The sequence below is a fragment of the Paraburkholderia phymatum STM815 genome (assembly GCF_000020045.1).
Taxonomy (GTDB): domain Bacteria; phylum Pseudomonadota; class Gammaproteobacteria; order Burkholderiales; family Burkholderiaceae; genus Paraburkholderia; species Paraburkholderia phymatum.
Map to the genome: position 1 here is coordinate 1328781 of NC_010623.1, position 17464 is coordinate 1346244.

11 protein-coding genes are annotated in these 17464 nt (G+C 64.1%); 8 read left to right on the plus strand and 3 right to left on the minus strand.

Features of this window, described 5'->3' with window-relative positions:
* Window positions 1-39: 39 nt before the first annotated feature.
* Window positions 40-2547: a heavy metal translocating P-type ATPase gene (locus tag BPHY_RS21705; protein WP_012403605.1), complete on the minus strand. Its 2508-nt coding sequence runs from the start codon at window positions 2545-2547 to the stop codon at window positions 40-42.
* 442 nt (window positions 2548-2989) lie between these two features.
* On the opposite strand from BPHY_RS21705, the gene BPHY_RS21710 reads away from it, so the two are divergent.
* The 3 genes from BPHY_RS21710 (at window position 2990) to BPHY_RS21720 (ending at window position 9351) form a co-directional block, all read left to right on the plus strand.
* Window positions 2990-4402 carry a DUF1254 domain-containing protein gene (locus BPHY_RS21710; protein WP_012403606.1) on the plus strand — a complete coding sequence of 471 codons (1413 nt, stop codon included), beginning with the start codon at window positions 2990-2992 and terminating at the stop codon, window positions 4400-4402.
* Between the two features lie 216 nt (window positions 4403-4618).
* On the plus strand, window positions 4619-8425 hold the full coding sequence (locus BPHY_RS21715; RefSeq protein ID WP_012403607.1) for a DUF748 domain-containing protein: 3807 nt from the start codon (window positions 4619-4621) through the stop codon (window positions 8423-8425).
* Between the two features lie 287 nt (window positions 8426-8712).
* Entirely contained in the window at window positions 8713-9351 is a 639-nt protein-coding gene (locus tag BPHY_RS21720) for a septal ring lytic transglycosylase RlpA family protein (protein WP_012403608.1), read from the plus strand.
* A gap of 17 nt (window positions 9352-9368) precedes the next feature.
* On the opposite strand, the gene pdxR is transcribed toward BPHY_RS21720, so the two are convergent.
* A complete protein-coding gene (gene pdxR / locus BPHY_RS21725) occupies window positions 9369-10934 on the minus strand; it encodes a MocR-like pyridoxine biosynthesis transcription factor PdxR (RefSeq protein WP_012403609.1) in 1566 nt (521 codons plus the stop codon).
* A 161-nt stretch (window positions 10935-11095) separates the two neighbouring features.
* Between pdxR and BPHY_RS21730 the strand changes: the two genes are divergently transcribed.
* From BPHY_RS21730 to BPHY_RS21750, 5 genes are all read left to right on the plus strand, one after another.
* Window positions 11096-12187 (plus strand): ABC transporter ATP-binding protein, encoded by a 1092-nt coding sequence (locus BPHY_RS21730; RefSeq protein ID WP_012403610.1) that lies wholly within the window; start codon window positions 11096-11098, stop codon window positions 12185-12187.
* 58 nt (window positions 12188-12245) lie between these two features.
* Entirely contained in the window at window positions 12246-13298 is a 1053-nt protein-coding gene (locus tag BPHY_RS21735; RefSeq protein ID WP_012403611.1) for an ABC transporter substrate-binding protein, read from the plus strand.
* Between the two features lie 105 nt (window positions 13299-13403).
* The gene (locus BPHY_RS21740; protein WP_012403612.1) at window positions 13404-14675 is read left to right on the plus strand and encodes an ABC transporter permease; all 1272 of its coding nucleotides are present in this window, start codon (window positions 13404-13406) and stop codon (window positions 14673-14675) included.
* Window positions 14676-14685: 10 nt separating this feature from the next.
* Window positions 14686-15525, plus strand: a complete 840-nt coding sequence (locus BPHY_RS21745; protein WP_012403613.1) for an ABC transporter permease — start codon at window positions 14686-14688, stop codon at window positions 15523-15525.
* A gap of 171 nt (window positions 15526-15696) precedes the next feature.
* Window positions 15697-15948, plus strand: coding sequence for a GlsB/YeaQ/YmgE family stress response membrane protein (locus tag BPHY_RS21750; RefSeq protein ID WP_041764507.1), 252 nt, complete (start codon window positions 15697-15699; stop codon window positions 15946-15948).
* A gap of 60 nt (window positions 15949-16008) precedes the next feature.
* Here BPHY_RS21750 and BPHY_RS21755 read toward each other — a convergent pair whose 3' ends face one another.
* Complete coding sequence (locus tag BPHY_RS21755; RefSeq protein WP_012403615.1) at window positions 16009-17463, minus strand: efflux transporter outer membrane subunit; 1455 nt, start codon at window positions 17461-17463, stop codon at window positions 16009-16011.
* Window position 17464 lies beyond the last annotated feature (1 nt).

Consider the following 17464-nt stretch of genomic DNA (forward strand, 5'->3'; position numbering starts at 1 on the left):
CCTATCCTTTAATTTTGAAAGCTAAAGTCTTGATTCAAATCAATGCGTTGAACGCCAGGTTCGTAGTAGGAGCGCGTTTGTCACGACGCTGACGCTGGAAAACGCCATTGCCGCGCCCGCGATCATCGGATTCAGCAGCCCGAACGCGGCAAGCGGAATGCCGATCAGGTTGTAGACGAACGCCCAGAACAGGTTCTGCCGGATCTTGCTCCACGTGCGGCGGGAAATATCGATGGCGTCGGCGACCAGCGCCGGATCGCCGCGCATCAGGGTAATGCCTGCCGCGTGCATTGCGACGTCGGTGCCTGTCGCCATCGCAATGCCGATATCGGCGGCGGCGAGCGCGGGCGCGTCGTTGATGCCGTCGCCCGCCATCGCCACGACGCTCGACGTGCGGATCTTCAAATCGTGCACGACGCGCGCTTTATCGGACGGCAGCACCTGCGCGTGAACCTCGTCGATGCCGAGCGCCGCGGCCACGCTCGTCGCGCTGCCTTCGTTGTCGCCCGTCACGAGCGCGCTTTTCACGCCCATCTGCGACAGCCGTTCGATCGCGGTGCGTGCGCCCGGCTTCAGCGTGTCGCCGAACGCGATCAACGCGACTGCTTGCGTCGGTGCGTCCGCGTCGCCGCGCTTGATGAGCCAGGAGATCGTGTTGCCTTGCGCTTCGAGTTCGCGAGCGCGTCCGGCAAGCGCCGCCGTCGGCGTAACATTCAGCTCGTCCAGCCAGCGGCTGCTGCCGATGGCGAACGTCTCGCCGTCGATATCCGCTTCCACGCCGCGTCCCGCGATGGCGCGCGCATCGCTGCCGGCGGGCAGCGGCGTGTGCTGATCGTCCGCGCTTTCCGCTGTGAACGCGTTCATGACGGCCTTCGCCAGCGGATGCTCGCTGTGCCGCTGCACGGCCGCCGCAAGTGCGAGCGCCTGCGCCCGGTCGATGCCTTGCGCCGTTTCGAACGCCGTCACCGACGGCTTGCCGACCGTCAGCGTCCCTGTCTTGTCGAACGCGACCACGCGGACCTGATGCGCGATTTCGAGCGCCTGCGCGTCCTTGATCAGCACGCCGTGGCGCGCGGCGACGCCCGTGCCGGCCATGATCGCCGTGGGCGTGGCAAGGCCGAGCGCGCACGGGCAAGCGATCACGAGCACCGCGACCGCGTTGAGGATCGCGGCTTCGGCGCTATGACCGGCGAGCAGCCAGCCGAGCAGCGTGACGAGCGCAATCGCCAGAATGGCCGGCACGAAGATTTCGCTGACGCGGTCTACCAGCCGCTGAATGGGCGCCTTTTCCGCCTGCGCCGTTTCGACCAGCCGGATGATGCGCGCGAGCGTCGTCTCCCCGCCGATGGCCGTCGTCGCGACGGTGATCGCGCCTTCGCCGTTGATCGAGCCGGCCGTCACGCGGTCGTCGGCCTGCTTCGGCACGGGCAGGCTTTCGCCCGTGATCAGCGATTCGTCGATGTGCGTGCGGCCTTGCACCACCTTGCCGTCCACAGGCACGCGCTCGCCCGGCCGCACCGCCACCTTCATCCCGACGCGCACCTGTGCGAGCGGCACCTCGTGCTCTTGCGTGCCGACGACGATGCGCGCGCGGTCCGGCCGCAGCGCATTGAGCGCGCGGATCGCATCGGTGGTCTGACGCTTTGCGCGCGCTTCGAGCCATTTGCCGAAGCGCACCAGCGTAATCACCACGGCCGACGCCTCGAAGTACAGATGCATCGTGTCGCCCGGATGCAGCGCCAACTGATAGACGCTCACGCCGTAAGCCGCCGACGTGCCGAGCGCTACCAGCAGATCCATGTTGCCGGACCACGCGCGCACGGCCTTCCACGCGGCGCGGTAGAAGCGTGCGCCGAACACGAACTGGACGACGGTAGCGAGCGCGAGTTGCAGTGTGGCGGGCAGCATCGCGTGCAGGCCGAACGGTTCTGCGAACATCGGCACGATGAGCGGCAGCGTCAGCAGCGCGCAGATCACGACGGCGCCGAGTTCACGCCGCACGGCGGCGTCCTTGTCTTCGGTGACGCCGGGTGCGGCCTCGTCGGCGGACAGCGGCGTCGCCTGATAGCCCGCTTTCGTGACGGCCGCGATCAGCTGATCGACGCCGACCGCGCCGTTGGTCGTGACTGTCGCCTTTTCGGTGGCGAGATTGACGGCCGCGGACGTCACGCCGGGAATGCGCGCGAGCGCTTTTTCGACGCGCCCCGAGCATGCCGCGCAGGTCATGCCGCCGATCGCGAGCTCGGCAGTCTCGGTGGTCGATCCGCCGTCGCTCGCGGGCAGTGCCGCGCGCTGCGCCGGCTGCGCGTCGTAGCCTGCCTTGCGCACCGCGCTGACCAGTGTATCGACGGCGACGGAAGCGTCAGCATCGACGGTGGCTTTTTCGGTCGCCAGGTTCACCGACGCACGCGCGACCCCCGGCACTTTCGCGAGCGCCTTCTCGACACGCAGCGCGCACGACGCGCACGTCATGCCCTGAATGTCGAGTTCCGGGGAGGCCGCCGGGCGGGATGGAGCGGCGGTGCGGGGTGTGGCGAGTTCGGTCATGACTGCGTGGCTCCAGTTCGCGCGAGGGCGCATCGTTGGACCAGTATCGACCTTCCCATGATGGGAAGGTCAAGAGGGAGATTGCGTTCCAGGTCGGCACCTCGTGATGTGTGTCGCGCTTGCCTCGATGCCAAGCGGGTAGTTGCCGATCAGCCGATGGAGCGTTTCCGGACGTCTTTCTTCGAAGTGAGCGGGCACATACATGTCTTCGCTCTGCGGCGTGAAAGGGCGGTTCGGCTAGCGCCAAACGGCTGATTGTCACGCAAAATTCGCATGGGCGCTCAGGTTCTCGCCTTATCGCTTGCGGGCTGAGCGCGGATAAGTTAAAACCCGATTTCAGAACAGGAATGTCAGGACAATTCGGCAAGTCTGGCGCGGGCGGGGGCTCGGCGGATCGGGCCCGTCCTGGCTCGAGATGACATCCAGGACCGCGGTTCATCGAATGATAAAAAATCGCCGAGATCAGTTTCCGTTTCAGTTGGCCTGCGCGACGCTTGCAGGCGTCGCATTCTTCTCCGGCTGCTCGTCGACGCCCATGGTGGCACCCAAGCCTACGGGCTGGATCAAGGACGAAGTCGCCGATTCCTATGTCTTTGCCTATCCGCTCGTGCTCATGGGCGCGGCGCGCGACGCCGCCGTCGGCACAGGTCCAGGCCAGGCGCCCGTCAACACGCTGCGTCACGCGTCGGCGCTGCCGCCCGTCGGCGCGCACAATCCGCCGACGCCCGGCATCGACACGCTGGATTCGACCGCCTGGCTCGACGTCGACGACGAACCGGTGATCGTCTCGCTGCCTTCGTCGGCGGGCCGCTATATGGATGCGCGCGCGCTCGACATGTGGACCAACGTGCTGTGGTCGACGAGTACGCGGGGCGCGGCGCGCGTGTCGGGCGTGAAGGCGCAGACGGTCGCGTTCGCGAAGCCCGGCTGGAAAGGCGATCTGCCTAAGGACGTCAAACGTATCGACGCGCCCACGCGCAACATCTGGCTCGATGTGCGGATCCAGTCGAACGGCGGGCGCGACCTGACGGCCGTGCGCAAGGTGCAGCGCGGCGTCCGCGTGATGCCGCTGTCCGTCTATGTGGGTGAGGAGCAGGCGGCGTCCGTTGCGCCGCGTAGCATGCCCGCCGACGCAAACCCCGGCACACCCGCCGAGCAGGTCGCGGCACTCGACGCGAAAGGCTTCTTCGACCGCGTCGCACAGTTGCTGCCTGACAATCCGCCATCGCCCGAGGACCCGCATGCGCTCAAGTTTCTCTCGGACCTCGGCGTCAAACCGGACGAGCCGGTTGAGTTGCCCGCCAAAGCCGCCGACGCGATCGCCAGCGGTTTGGCGGACGGCCGTACACGCATCGCGACGCCGCCTGGCAACATGTTGACGGCGAACGGCTGGAGCTTTTTCGGCGAGGGCGCCGGCAACTACGGACCCGACTATGCATTGCGCGCGTACGCGGCGTACGCGCAGCCGGGCATCGGCACGAAGGACGACGAACTGCGCGGCAGTGTGTCGCTCGACAGCGACGGCCATGCGTTGAACGGCGCAAACCGTTACGTGATGCACTTCGCGCCGAACCAGGTGCCGCCCGTGCGCGGCTTCTGGTCGGTGACGGCGTACACGAAGGACGGTGCGCTCGGCGACAGCACCCCGTCGCGCGCGTCAGTCGGCGACAAGTCGGGCGTGCGGCGCAATCGCGACGGCTCGGTCGACGTGACCGTGTCGGCGGCGAAACCGCGCAAGGCGTCCAACTGGCTGCCCGCGCCGCGCGGCGATTTCCAGATGGTGCTGCGCCTCTACGCACCCAAGCCCGAAGCCAGCGACGGCAGTTGGCAGCCGCCTGCCGTCGTGCGGCAATAAACGGCCAATAATCGCGAGACGTATCCGCTGCACGACGCTGCGACAGGTTCGCACAACTGAAATCGGGCCGCTTACACTTTCTCACGTTTATCTGCGTGCATCGAGCGTCAATCTCATGACGTTTGATGGTTTGCCGGAAGTTCAAGACGTATACTTCCGGCAAGCTGGATATTCGTCACAGCGGCGAGCTTTGCGCCGCCCTACCCGCGACCGAGCATGGCAAGCCCGACCAAAGCAACACTCGCTTCCTCCTTTCAGACCGTCCGCCAAGTCGCACAAGGAAGGCGCGCAAGACGCATCGTTTTCATTGTGTTCGCCGTGCTGGTCGTATTCGGCCTGCTGGGATTTTTTGCGGCGCCGCCGCTGATCCGTCATATCGCCGAGCAGCAACTGAGCGAGCAACTGGACCGGCCCGCCACGATCGGCCGGATCGCGCTCAATCCGTACACGCTCAATTTCGAAGCGGACCGCGTGCATATCGGCGAGCGCGGCGCCCAGGGCAATTTCGTCGACATCGAGCGGCTGATCGTGCGCACGTCGTGGAGCTCGATTTTCCGGCTCGCGCCTGTGGTCGATGAAGTGCATATCGATTCGCCGCGCTTCACCATCGTCCGCTACGACGCGCAGCGCTTCAATTTCACCGACCTGATCGAGAAGTTTTCGAAGCAGCCGTCGAAGCCCGACAGCAAGCCCGCCCAATTCTCGATCTCGAACATCCGTCTCGAGAACGGCAAGATCATCTTCGACGACCGGCTACTCGGCGTTACCCATGTGATCGATCAATGGCGGCTCGGCATTCCGTTCATCGCCACACTGCCGTCGAAGACGGACATCTTCGTCGAGCCGCTGCTGCGCGCGCGCATCGACGGCAGTCCGCTGGCGATCGATGGGCGGACCAAGCCGTTCGCGAAGTCGCGCGAATCGGAAGTGTCGCTGCGCTTCGAAGGGCTCGATGTGCCGAAGCTGCTGTCGTATTCGCCGTCGAAGCTGCCCGTCACGGTGCAGGCGGGCAAGCTGTCGAGCGATCTGAATGTCACCTTCGTGATGACGGAAGACGCGCCGACGCTGCGCATCACGGGCACGACGGATCTCGCCGACATCGACGTGCTCGACGAGCACAAGGCGCCGTTCTTCGCAGCGCGTTCGCTGCACGTCGCGGCGCAAACGCTGGAGCCGCTGAAGAGTGTCTATCGTTTCGACGATATCCGCCTCGACTCGCCGACCGTGCATCTCGCGCGGGACAAGAGCGGCGTGCTGAGCGTGCAGCGCACGTTCGCGCCCGCGCCGGCCGCTGGTCAGCAGAAAGCCGCCAGCGCGCCCGCCGTGGCATCGGGCGCATCCGGCGCGAGCGGCGCGAGCGGCGCAGCGGCGGCCGATGCCGCCAAGGCCGTGCCGCCGCTCGATCTCCAGATCAAGCATTTCGCGCTGTCCGACGGTGTAGTCGACATGCAGGACGAAGCGGCGTCGCGGCCCGTGTCGGCGGGGCTGAGCAATCTGGCCGTCACGCTCGACGACTTCACGACGCTCGGCAAGACGCCCGCGCGCTACACGCTGAACACGAAGGTCCAGAACCATCGGCAGAGCACGCTCGCCGTCACGGGCAACCTGACGCTCGCCGCGAAAACGGCCGATGCGAAGATCGACCTGAAGTCGGCGGAACTGCCCGTCCTGCAGCCATATCTCGACACCGTGACGTCGGCGAAGGTGCTCGACGGCACGCTCAGCGTGCAGTCGGCCCTCAATGCGAACTGGTCGAAAGAGCCCGTGGATCTGCAGATCGGCGAGAGCCAGATCGATCTGCAAGCGCTCAAGCTGGCGGCTGCGGGCGCGAAGCAGGCGGCCATCGCGATCGCGGACGGCAAGGCCAGCATCAAGCACGTGGACCTGGCGGCGCGCAAGGCGGAAATCGACGGCGTCGATTTGACGGGACTGTCGGTCGACGCGCAGCGCCTGAAAGACGGCACAATCGATCTTGCCGCGCTGGCCGCCCCGCCGCACGAGCAAGTGCGCGAACGCACCGTGATCCACGCGGCGAAGAAGGCGGCACAAGAAGGACCGCCCTGGCACTACAGCATCGCCGAACTGAATCTGAAGAACGGGGCGGCGACGTTCACCGACAACACGACTGCACGCCCCGTCAAGGTTGCCGTGACACCGCTGAACCTCAAGGTCCAAAAGATCAGCGACGATCTGAGCCGCGCGCTGCCCGTGGATCTGCAGGCGACGGTGAATGGCAAGGGCACGCTCGGAGTCAAGGGCGACGTGACCGCGACGCCGCTCAAACTCGCGCTGAAGGTCGACGCGAATCGGCTGGACGCCGCCGCGTTCGAGCCGTACTTCGGCAGCCAGCTGAATGCGACCATCGCGAGCGCGCTGCTGAACGCCAGCGGCGACGTGACGCTGGCACAAGGCGAGAAAGCGAAGGGCGTGCGTGCGACGTATCGCGGCGACGCCGCGCTCGCCGACGTGCGGATGATCGACAAGGCCACGTCGGATCCGTTCGCCGGCTGGCGCTCGCTTGCGCTGACAGGCATCAAGGCGAGTTACGACGAGCGCGGGACGGACGTGGATGCCGCCAAGGTTACGTTCGCGAATTTCTACGGCCGCGTGCTGCTCGATGCGCAAGGCAAGCTCAATCTGAAGGACGTGGTCGCGCATGAATCAGGCGCGCCGCAGTCGCTGACACGCGATCAGAGCGGCAAGAGCAGGGAGCCGATTCCGCTGAGTGCGTCTGCGGCATCCGAAGCGCAGGCCGCGGCGGCACCCGCTTCCGCTGCTTCTGCCGCTTCCTCGGCGAACGCGGCCGTGACGGCGGCGAACCCGCCGCAAAGCCCCGTGCGCCTGCACTTCGGTCAACTCGTGCTGCAAAACGGCCGCGTCAATTACACCGACAACTTCATCAAGCCGAACTACTCGGCGAACCTGATCGCGATCCAGGGCACCGTGGGCGCGTTCGGCACGGAGTCGAAGCAGTCGGCGCCCGTCGACGTGTCGGCGAAGCTTGCGGCGAACGGCCCCATCACGATCCGCGGTTCGGTGAATCCGCTGATCCCGAAGCCCGCGCTCGATTTGACCGCGACGGCGCACGGCATCGAGCTGACCAATCTGACGCCGTACTCGGCGAAGTACGCGGGTTATCCGATCACGAAAGGCAAGCTGAACGTCGATCTGCATTATCAGCTGGCGAACGATCAGCTGACGGCGAATAACCACATCTTCATCGACCAGCTGACGTTCGGCGATCACGTCGACAACGACACGGCGACGAAGCTGCCCGTGAAACTCGCCATTTCGCTGCTGAAGAACTCGCGCGGCGAGATCGACGTGGACATTCCCGTGTCGGGGTCGCTCGCGAATCCGGAATTCAGCGTCGGCGGGCTGATCTGGCATGCGGTGCTCAATCTGCTGCAAAAGGCCGTGACTGCGCCGTTCGCGCTGCTCGCGCACGCATTCGGCGGCAACGGCGAGGAACTCGGCTATGTCGAATTCGATGCAGGTTCGGCGGTGTTGTCCGACACATCGCAGAAGAAGCTCGATACGATTGTCAAGGCGCTATCCGACAAGCCGTCGATCCGCCTCGACATCATCGGACGCGTCGATCCCGCCGTCGACACCCCGGCGCTGCGCACGTTGTACGTCGACCGGCTGGTGCGTCAGCAAAAGATCAGGGACACCGTCGGCAACGGCGAGAGCGTCGATCCGATGACGATCAAGGTCGACGACAAGGACTACGACAAGTACCTGACCAAGGTCTACAAAGATTCAGACTTCAAGAAGCCGCGCAATATCGTCGGCCTGACCAAGACGCTGCCCGACGACGAGATGAAGGCCGCACTCGCCGAGCATGCGCCCGTCAACGACGCGAGCTTGCGCAATCTCGCCCAGCGGCGCGCGCAGGCGGTGCAGCAATACTTCGAAGGCAAGATCGACAGCGGGCGCGTCTTTATCGTGGCACCCAAACTCGATGCTTCGGGTATCAACGACAAGGGCGCGACGACGCGGGTGGACTTCGGATTGAAGTAACCCGCGCTTCCGTCGATGGAGGCGGTACCTCGACATGCGGCGCCGCGCTCACGCTTCTTCACATGTTTGCCGTGTGCGAACGCGCGCATGTCAACAATCGTCAAGGATGACGGATCGCGAGCCGGTTCGTTTAGGATGCCAACCTTTGCGCCGCCTGGGCGCAACGATTCCGGCTAACCAGCGCACCGGGCTATGCGCGTCGTGCTCACGCAAGCGGCCCGGTCGAGGAACTGCGAGAAAGCCTTCGACGCGCATCGTCCGATGCCATTCCGAAGACGAGCTATCGCTTGAAAAAGAAACCCTTGCTGCGGCGCCTCGGAGCTTCCGTCTCTTTCCTGCTGCTCGCAAGCGCGCTGCCTGCATCGGCATCGGCGGCTGGCGCGAAGCACAAGCCGGCTGATCCCAAGCCGCGTCAGCGGGCGAAGAATGCGCCGCACGGCGCGTCCGTCGATCGACACCGCGATCCGCATTGCGACGCGCATGCCAGTTCGAATCCCGATACCCATACCAATGCAGGACATCAGCACAATCGCGCCGCCCACCTCGCACACGCGGCGAGCGCGAAGGGGCACGCATCGCGCTTTCGGCAACTGGGACTCGCCTCGTGGTACGGGCATGGCTTTCACGGGCGCCGCACGGCCAACGGCGAACACTACGACATGTACGCGATGACGGCCGCGCACCGCACTTTGCCGCTTGGTTCATATGTGCGCGTGACGTCGCTGGCGAACGCGAGATCCGTGGTGGTGCGCATCAACGACCGCGGGCCGTACGCGCGAGGCCGCGTGATCGATCTGTCGTATCTGGCTGCGACCGAACTTGGCATGCATCGCGCGGGCGTGACGAAGGTGGCGATCGAGCGCGTCGACCAGCCCGAGCGGGAGCGCATCGCGCATCGTCAGATGCATCTGTCAGCGCACGGATAGCGCGAGACTTATAAGCGTCACGCCGCCTGCGTGGGCACAGCCGCTCGCTTCAGTGCAGTCCGTTCGATCACGCGGGCGAGCGTGTCGAACGACGGCCCGATGCGTTCATTCGGTACGCATGCATAGCCGAGCAGCAGGCCGCGGCGCTCCGGCGTTTCGCTGTTGTAATACGCCGCGAGCGGACGCACGATCACGCCGGCATCGTAGGATGCCGCCGTCACCTCGCGATCGTCCGCGTGGTCGGGCAGCCCGAGCACCAGATGCAGGCCCGCTTCGTCGCCCATTACAGGCAGCGCGTCGCCGAAACGCTCGGTGATCGCGTCGATGAGGATCTGGCGGCGCTCGCCATACAGCGCCCGCATGCGCCGCACGTGCGAGGTCAAATAGCCGTCCATGATGAATTCCGTCAGCACGGCTTGCTGCATCAGCTGTCCCTCGCGATACAACTCGGCGACGCCGGTGCGAAACGTATCGACCAGATGTTCCGGCGCGATCATGTAGCCGATCCGCAAGCCCGGAAACAACATTTTCCCCAGACTGCCGACGTAGATTACCTGGCCTGCGTCGTCGAGCCCTTGCAGCGACGCGAGCGGCCGGCTGCCGTAGCGGAACTCGCTGTCGTAGTCGTCCTCGATGATCCACGTGCCGTGCTGACGCGCGTATTCGAGCAGCGTGCGGCGGCGCGCGAGGCTCATCACCATCCCGAGCGGGTACTGATGCGACGGCGTCACGAGCGCGATGCGCGGCGGCGACTGCAAATCGGATTCACGCGGATTGAGCCCTTCGTCATCGACGGGCACGGGCACGAGCGTCAGTCCCGACGATTGCAGCACGCTGCGCGCGCCCCAATAGCACGGCTCCTCGACCCACGCGCGATCGCCGACGTCCGTCAGCAGACGCACGGCGAGATCGATCGACTGATGAATGCCCGTCGTGATGATGATCTGGTCCGGCGTGCACTTTACCGAGCGCGCGACGCGCAGATAGTCCGACAGCGCGCGCCGCAACGGACGATAACCGCCGCCCGGCGCATAGGTGAGCAGATCGGGATTCGCTTCCTTCCACAACTTGGCTTGCAGGCGGCTCCATGTGCGCGCCGGAAACTCGGCGACATCCGGCACGCCCGGCATGAATGCGCCCCACTGTTTGGCCGATACGCCCGCCTGGCGAATGAGCCGCGCGCCGCGCGTCGACAGGCCGCTTTGCGCGGGCGCAGCGGACGGCGCGCTGCCCGCACTCGCGCGCATACCGACCGCGCCAATGGAGCCATTCGCCGCCGGTGGTCCCTTGCGCACGTTGACGGCGGCCGTGTCCGGGCGCGTGTCCGCGACATAGGTGCCGCTGCCCGTCGTCGAAATGACATAGCCTTCCGCCGTGAGCTGGTCGTACACGTGCAGCACCGTATTGCGTGCGATGCCGAGGTCCGACGCCAGCACGCGCGAGCTGGGCAGTTTCGCACCCGGCAGCAGCTGGCCGGTCAGAATGGCCTGCTGCACCAGTTCGAGCACTTGCCGGTAGACGGGTTCGGCCGCCGCCCGGTCGAGCCGAGCGGCGAGCCAGTCCGACAGGATGACGTGGTCCAAGTGGTTCTATCCGGAATTATGAAATGGTTCCCTATTGTAGAACCGTAACGGGCTATAGTGGATCACGCAATCGACGCGATTCTTCAAAACGGGTGGAACCATATCTGCGTAGAAACCCGTAGACAGGGAATTGGCGCTAGCTTCGACAGGAGACCGACACGATGAAGACCGAAGACGTAATCGTCAGCTTTCGGGGGGTGCGCAAGACCTATGACGGCGAGACACTCGTCGTCAAGCAACTCGATCTCGACATCTACCAGGGCGAGTTCCTTACGCTGCTCGGGCCGTCCGGCTCGGGCAAGACCACCTGTCTGATGATGCTCGCGGGCTTCGAATTCCCGACGGGCGGCGAGATCTGGCTCGATGGCCAGTTGCTCAATAATGTGCCGCCGCACAAGCGCAACATCGGGATGGTGTTTCAGAACTACGCGCTGTTCCCGCATCTCACGGTCGAGCAGAACGTCGCGTATCCGCTGACGGTGCGCAAGCTGCCCGCCGACGAACGCGCGCACAAGGTCAGCAACGCGCTGAAGATGGTGCGCATGGAAGGCTTCGCGAAGCGTTATCCCGCGCAGCTGTCGGGCGGCCAGCAACAGCGTATCGCGCTGGCGCGCGCGCTCGTGTTCGAGCCCAAGCTCGTACTGATGGACGAGCCGCTCGGTGCACTCGACAAACAGTTGCGCGAGCACATGCAATTCGAACTCAAGTCGCTGCACGAAAAGCTAGGCGTCACGTTCGTCTACGTCACGCACGATCAGGGCGAGGCGCTGACGATGTCGGACCGCGTCGCCGTGTTCGACAAGGGCATCGTGCAGCAACTCGATACCGTCGACAGTCTGTACGAATCGCCGTGCAACGAGTTCGTCGCGAACTTCATCGGCGACAGCAACCGGCTGCGCGGCACGATCGCGAATGTCGACGGCGATTACTGCGAGTTTCACCTGATCGACGGCACGCGGCTTGTCGGGCGCAATATCGGTGGCGCAAAGGCCGGTTCGCAAGGCATCGCGTGCATTCGTCCGGAGCGCATGAAGCTCGCGGCGGGCGCGTCGAAGCCTGGCGCAAATGCACTCGCGGGCGAGGCACGCGGCCTCATCTATTTCGGCGATCACGTGCGGATGCGCTGCGGTTTGCCGCAACAGGACGAGTGCTTCGTCAAGGTGCCGCTCGGCACCGATGCGCTCGACGGCTTTGCGCCGGGCGCGCCGATCGCGCTCGAGTTCGCGCCGGAACATCTGCGCGTGTTTGCGTGAGCGGAAACACAACAACGTCAACGTCGTAAGCAGTCCATCACACCATAGAGGAACCATCATGAAGAAGATCGTGCAATCGCGCTGTGCCGTGGCTGTCGGCGCTTTCGTCCTCGCGCTCGGCGCTGTCGCGCAGGCGAACGCGGCGGAACTGACGGTCGTGAACTTCGGCGGCGCGAATGGCGACGCGCAGAAGGCGGCATTCAACCAGCCGTTCGAAGCGAGCAGCGGCGCGAAGGTGACGGCCGTCGAATACAACGGCGAGCAGGCAAAAGTGAAGGCGATGGTCGAAGCGAAGCATGTGAACTGGGACGTCGTCGAAGTGGAATCGGGCGACCTCGGCCGCGGCTGCGACGAAGGTCTGTACGAGAAGCTCGACTGGTCGAAGCTCGGCAAGAAATCGGATCTGATTCCGGAAGCACCGCAAACGTGCGGCGTCGGTATCTTCGTGTGGTCGACGGCGATGGCGTACAACGCCGACAAGCTGAAGACGGCGCCCGCGAGCTGGGCCGATTTCTGGGACACCAAGAAATTCCCCGGCAAGCGCGGCATGCGCAAGGGCGCGCGCTATAACCTCGAGTTCGCGCTGATGGCCGACGGCGTTGCGCCGAAGGACGTCTACAAGGTGCTCGCCACGAAGGAAGGCCAGGACCGTGCGTTCAAGAAGCTCGACGAACTGAAGCCGAATATCCAGTGGTGGGAAGCGGGCGCGCAGCCGCCGCAATTTCTCGTTGCGGGCGACGTGGTGATGTCGACGGCATATAACGGCCGTATCGATGCCGCACAGAAGGAAGGCAAGAACCTGAAGGTCGTGTGGAACGGCAGCATCTACGACCTCGATTACTGGGCGATGCCGAAGGGCACGCCGAACAAGGCGCTGGCCGAAAAGTACATCGCGTACACGATTTCGTCGAAGCCGCAGCAGGAATACGCGAAGCACATCGCGTACGGTCCGGTGAACGAGTCGGCGATCAAGTCGCTCGATGCGAAGACGCTCGCCAATTTGCCGAACTCGCCCGCCAACGGCAAGAACGCGGTGCTGCAGAACCTGACGTTCTGGACGGATCACGGCGACGAACTGGAGCAGCGTTTCGCGTCGTGGGCGTCGAAGTAAGCGGTTCGCGTTGAACGATGCGGCCTTCTTCGCGGAAGCGGGAAGCCGCATCGCCGCTATACGAAGCAACGGCATGCATGGCTGCATGAGAGGCAGGAGAATAGTGTGACCACGATCACGATCACCGCCGACGCGGCTCCCGAGTCGACGGGCAAACTCAAGCGCGAGCTGAAGGCAGCGGAAGCGAAGAAGCGCGCGGTGGCGCTGCTGCTCATCGCACCGCTCGCAATTTTTCTGCTGATGATTTTCGTTGTGCCGATCGGCGCGTTGCTGACGCGTGCGGTGCAAAACCCCGAGATCGCGACGGCGCTGCCGCATACCGTGACGGCGTTGCGCGACTGGGATCGCAAGTCCACACCGGCCGATGCCGCTTACGCGGCGCTCGCGACCGATCTCACGGCAGTCGCCGACGGCGAAGCGATGGGCGCGCTCGCACGGCGTCTGAATACGGAGATCCCCGGTTACCGCTCGCTCGTCGCGAAGACGGCGCGCGCAATGCCCCTCAACGACGACGCGGGCCACGCATTGCCGCCCGCGCAGGTGAAGGCGAAGATTCTCGAAGTCGACGAGCGTTGGGGCGATGCGAAGTACTGGCAGGCGATCGCGAAGAACGGCAGCGCGTACTCGCCGTTCTATCTGCTTGCCGCGCTCGATCACAAACAGGATGCGTTCGGTCACATCGTTCCGACGGATCCAGAACAACAGATCTATCTCGCCGTGTTCAGCCGCACGTTCGTGATCGGTATCGCTGTGACGGTTTTCGCGTTGCTGCTCGGTTATCCGCTCGCGTACTGGATTTCTACACTGAACGAACGGCGTGCGAATCTCGTGATGATCCTCGTGCTGATTCCGTTCTGGACATCGGTTCTCGTGCGCGTTGCCGCGTGGATCGTGATTCTGCAAAGCGAAGGCCTTGTGAACAAGGCGCTGATCGGCATGGGCGTGATACACGATCCGTTTGCGCTGCTGTTCAACCGTGTCGGCGTGTATATTTCGATGACGCATATCCTGCTGCCGTTCATGATCCTGCCGCTGTATAGCGTGATGAAGTCTATTCCGCCCAGCTACCAGCGCGCGGCTGTTTCGCTCGGCTCGCATCCGTTCGCCGCGTTCTGGCGCGTGTACGTACCGCAGACGTATCCGGGTGTCGGCGCGGGCGCGCTGCTGGTATTCATTCTCGCGATCGGCTACTACATCACGCCTGCTTTGCTCGGCGGACCGAACGATCAGATGGTCAGCTACTACGTCGCGTACTTCACTAACGTGACGATCAACTGGGGCATGGCGTGCGCGCTCGGTGGGCTGCTGCTCGCCGCGACGCTCGTTTTGTATGTGATCTATGGACGCTTTACGCGTTCGAACGTGAGCCTGGGTTGAGGAGCGCGCGATGAAAATGGCCAAACCGATGTTCGCGCCGCACACGTCGACGATCGAACGCATCTGGTACTTCACGCTGCGCGGGCTCGCGGTGTTGACGCTGCTGTATCTGATCCTGCCTGTGCTCGCGATCGTGCCGCTGTCGTTCTCGTCGAGCACGTTCCTTGTCTATCCGATTCCGGGCTGGTCGCTGCGCTGGTATCAGAACCTGGTCGCCTCCGACGAATGGCGGATGGCCGCGAAGAACAGCTTCATCGTCGCGCCGTCGGCGACTGTGCTGGCCACCGTGCTCGGCACGCTCGCGGCGATCGGGCTGACGAAAGCAAACTTCAAGGGCAAGGCGCTGCTGATGGCGATACTGATCTCGCCGATGATCGTGCCTGTCGTCGTGGTCGGTGTCGGGATGTATCTGTTTTTTGCGCCGCTCGGGCTCGCTAATACGTATATCGGGTTGATCATGGCGCATGCGTCTCTGGGCGTGCCGTTCGTTGTGACTACCGTTGCCGCGACTTTGCAAGGCTTCAATTACAACCTTGTGCGGGCGAGCCTGTCGCTTGGCGCGAGTCCAGTGAAGACGTTTTTCAGTATCACGTTGCCTGTGATTGCGCCTGGCGTGATTTCCGGGGCACTGTTCGCATTTGCGACTTCGTTCGACGAGGTGGTCGTTACGTTGTTTCTCGCTGGCGCGGATCAAACGACGCTGCCGCGTCAGATGTTCACCGGCATTCGCGAAAACATCAGCCCGACTATTGCTGCCCTGGCTACGATTCTTATCGTGTTTTCTACTTGTCTGCTGCTTGCGCTCGAGTGGCTGCGCGGGAGGAATGCTGCTCGGGCTGTGGCCGTTTAGCGTTGGTGCGGCTGCTGGTTGGTTTGGGTCTTCGCTGCCAGCGAGAGCGTAAAGCTCGACCGCAGATGCCATCGAACGAACGGCAATGCGACGTTTCACAAACGTTGACAACTCAAGTCACGCGCTGCGTTAAAACAACGGTTCCAATTACTAACAATGGAACCTCAAACCATGGAACACGGCATCATCGTCTGGCTGATCATCGGCTGTATCGCGGGCTGGCTCGCGAGCGTGCTGGTCGCGGGTGGCGGCTTCGGCGTCGTCATTGACATCGTCGTCGGTATTGCAGGTGCACTCATCGGCGGATGGCTGTCAGGCGCGCTGCATATCTCCCTCGGCCACGGCTTCATCGGCTCGATTGTCACCGCACTCATCGGCGCTGTGATTCTGCTCTTCGTTATTCGGCTTTTCCGGCGCGCATAATCAGCGGCTCGAAAAGGGAAACCCGGCTTCGGCCGGGTTTGCTTTTTTCTGCCTCGAACGCTAACGTCCTGCTGTCTGATCCGCCTGTTCGCTTGCCGTCATCCCGCCTAACGCCTGAAACAGCGCCGCCGTGTCCACGAGACGATCGGCCTGCGCGCGCGTCCTGTCGAGCGCCGTCTGCAATGCCTGACGCTGCGTATCGATCAAGCCGAACTGACTAACGCCGCCCGCCGCATATTGCGCCTGCGCGATTTTTGCGCTTGCCTGCGCTTCGGCGTTCGCGTCATCGCGCGCCTGCAATGCGTGCGCATCGTCGTTCAGTGCGTGCAGCGTATCGGCGACTTGCTGCAGCGCTTTCAGCACCGTTTGCCGATACGACGCGAAAGCCGCATCGTAAGCCGCCTGCGCGGCGCGTTTCTTCGCGCGCAGTTCACCGCCGTGAAAAATCGGTTGCGCCAGATTCAGGCCGATATTCCAGACGTTCAATCCATTGACGACATCCTCGATGCGCGTGCGCTCCGAACCGAATCCCGCCGACACGATGAACTGCGGATACAGGTTCGCCGTCGCGACGCCGACGTCCGCGCTCGCCTGATGCAACAACGCCTCCGACGCGCGGATGTCGGGCCTTTCGCGCGCGAGCGTCGATGGCAGCGTGACGGGCACGGCGTCGGGCAGATGCAGCGCATCGAGCGTGATGTCGTCGAAATTCGCTTGCGACGGAACGATGCCAAGCAGAATCGCGAGCTGATGGTCGGCCTGCGCGAGTTGTGTCTCGAGCGGCGGAATCTGCGCGCGGGTCTGCGCGAGCAGCGTGTGCTGCGTGCGTACATCCAGTTGCGCAACGCCACCCGCCGCATAGCGTCCTTCGACAATCGTCAACTGCCGAGCCTGCGCATTCGCGAGTTGCCGCGTCAGCGCAAGCTGCTGTTGCAGCGACGCGCGCCGGATCACCGCCGATACGACGTTGCCCGCGAGCGTCAGGCGGGCAGCCTGCAGTTCATACGTTTGATAGTCGACTTGCGCGAGCAGTGCTTCGAGCGCGCGCCGGTTGCCGCCGAACACGTCGAGCGCATACGACACGCTTACCGATGCGTTGAACAATGTGAACGGCCCAGGGTTCTGCACATTCGGAATGCCGAACGCGGCGGGATCGACCTTCTGACGCGAGCCCGAGAGCGTCGCATCGATTGCGGGGAACTGCGTCGCGCCCGCTTGCGCAACGTAGTTTTCGCGCGCTTGCACGAGTTTTGCGCGCGCTTCATCGAGCGTCGGACTATGTTGCAGTGCTGTATCGACAAGACGGTTCAGCGCGTCGGATTGAAACTGCGTCCACCATGTGGGCAGCGCATGGTCGGAGGAAGCGAGGGTTTGCGCGGCGCCCGCGGCCTGCGTCGTAGCGGGCAGTGTTTCGCGCATGTACGACGGCGCATCGGGCGGAGCAGGCGCGTGAAAGTCCGGGCCGACCGCGCAGCCGCACAGCGCGAGCGCGAACAAGGGCACGTAGCGTTTCATC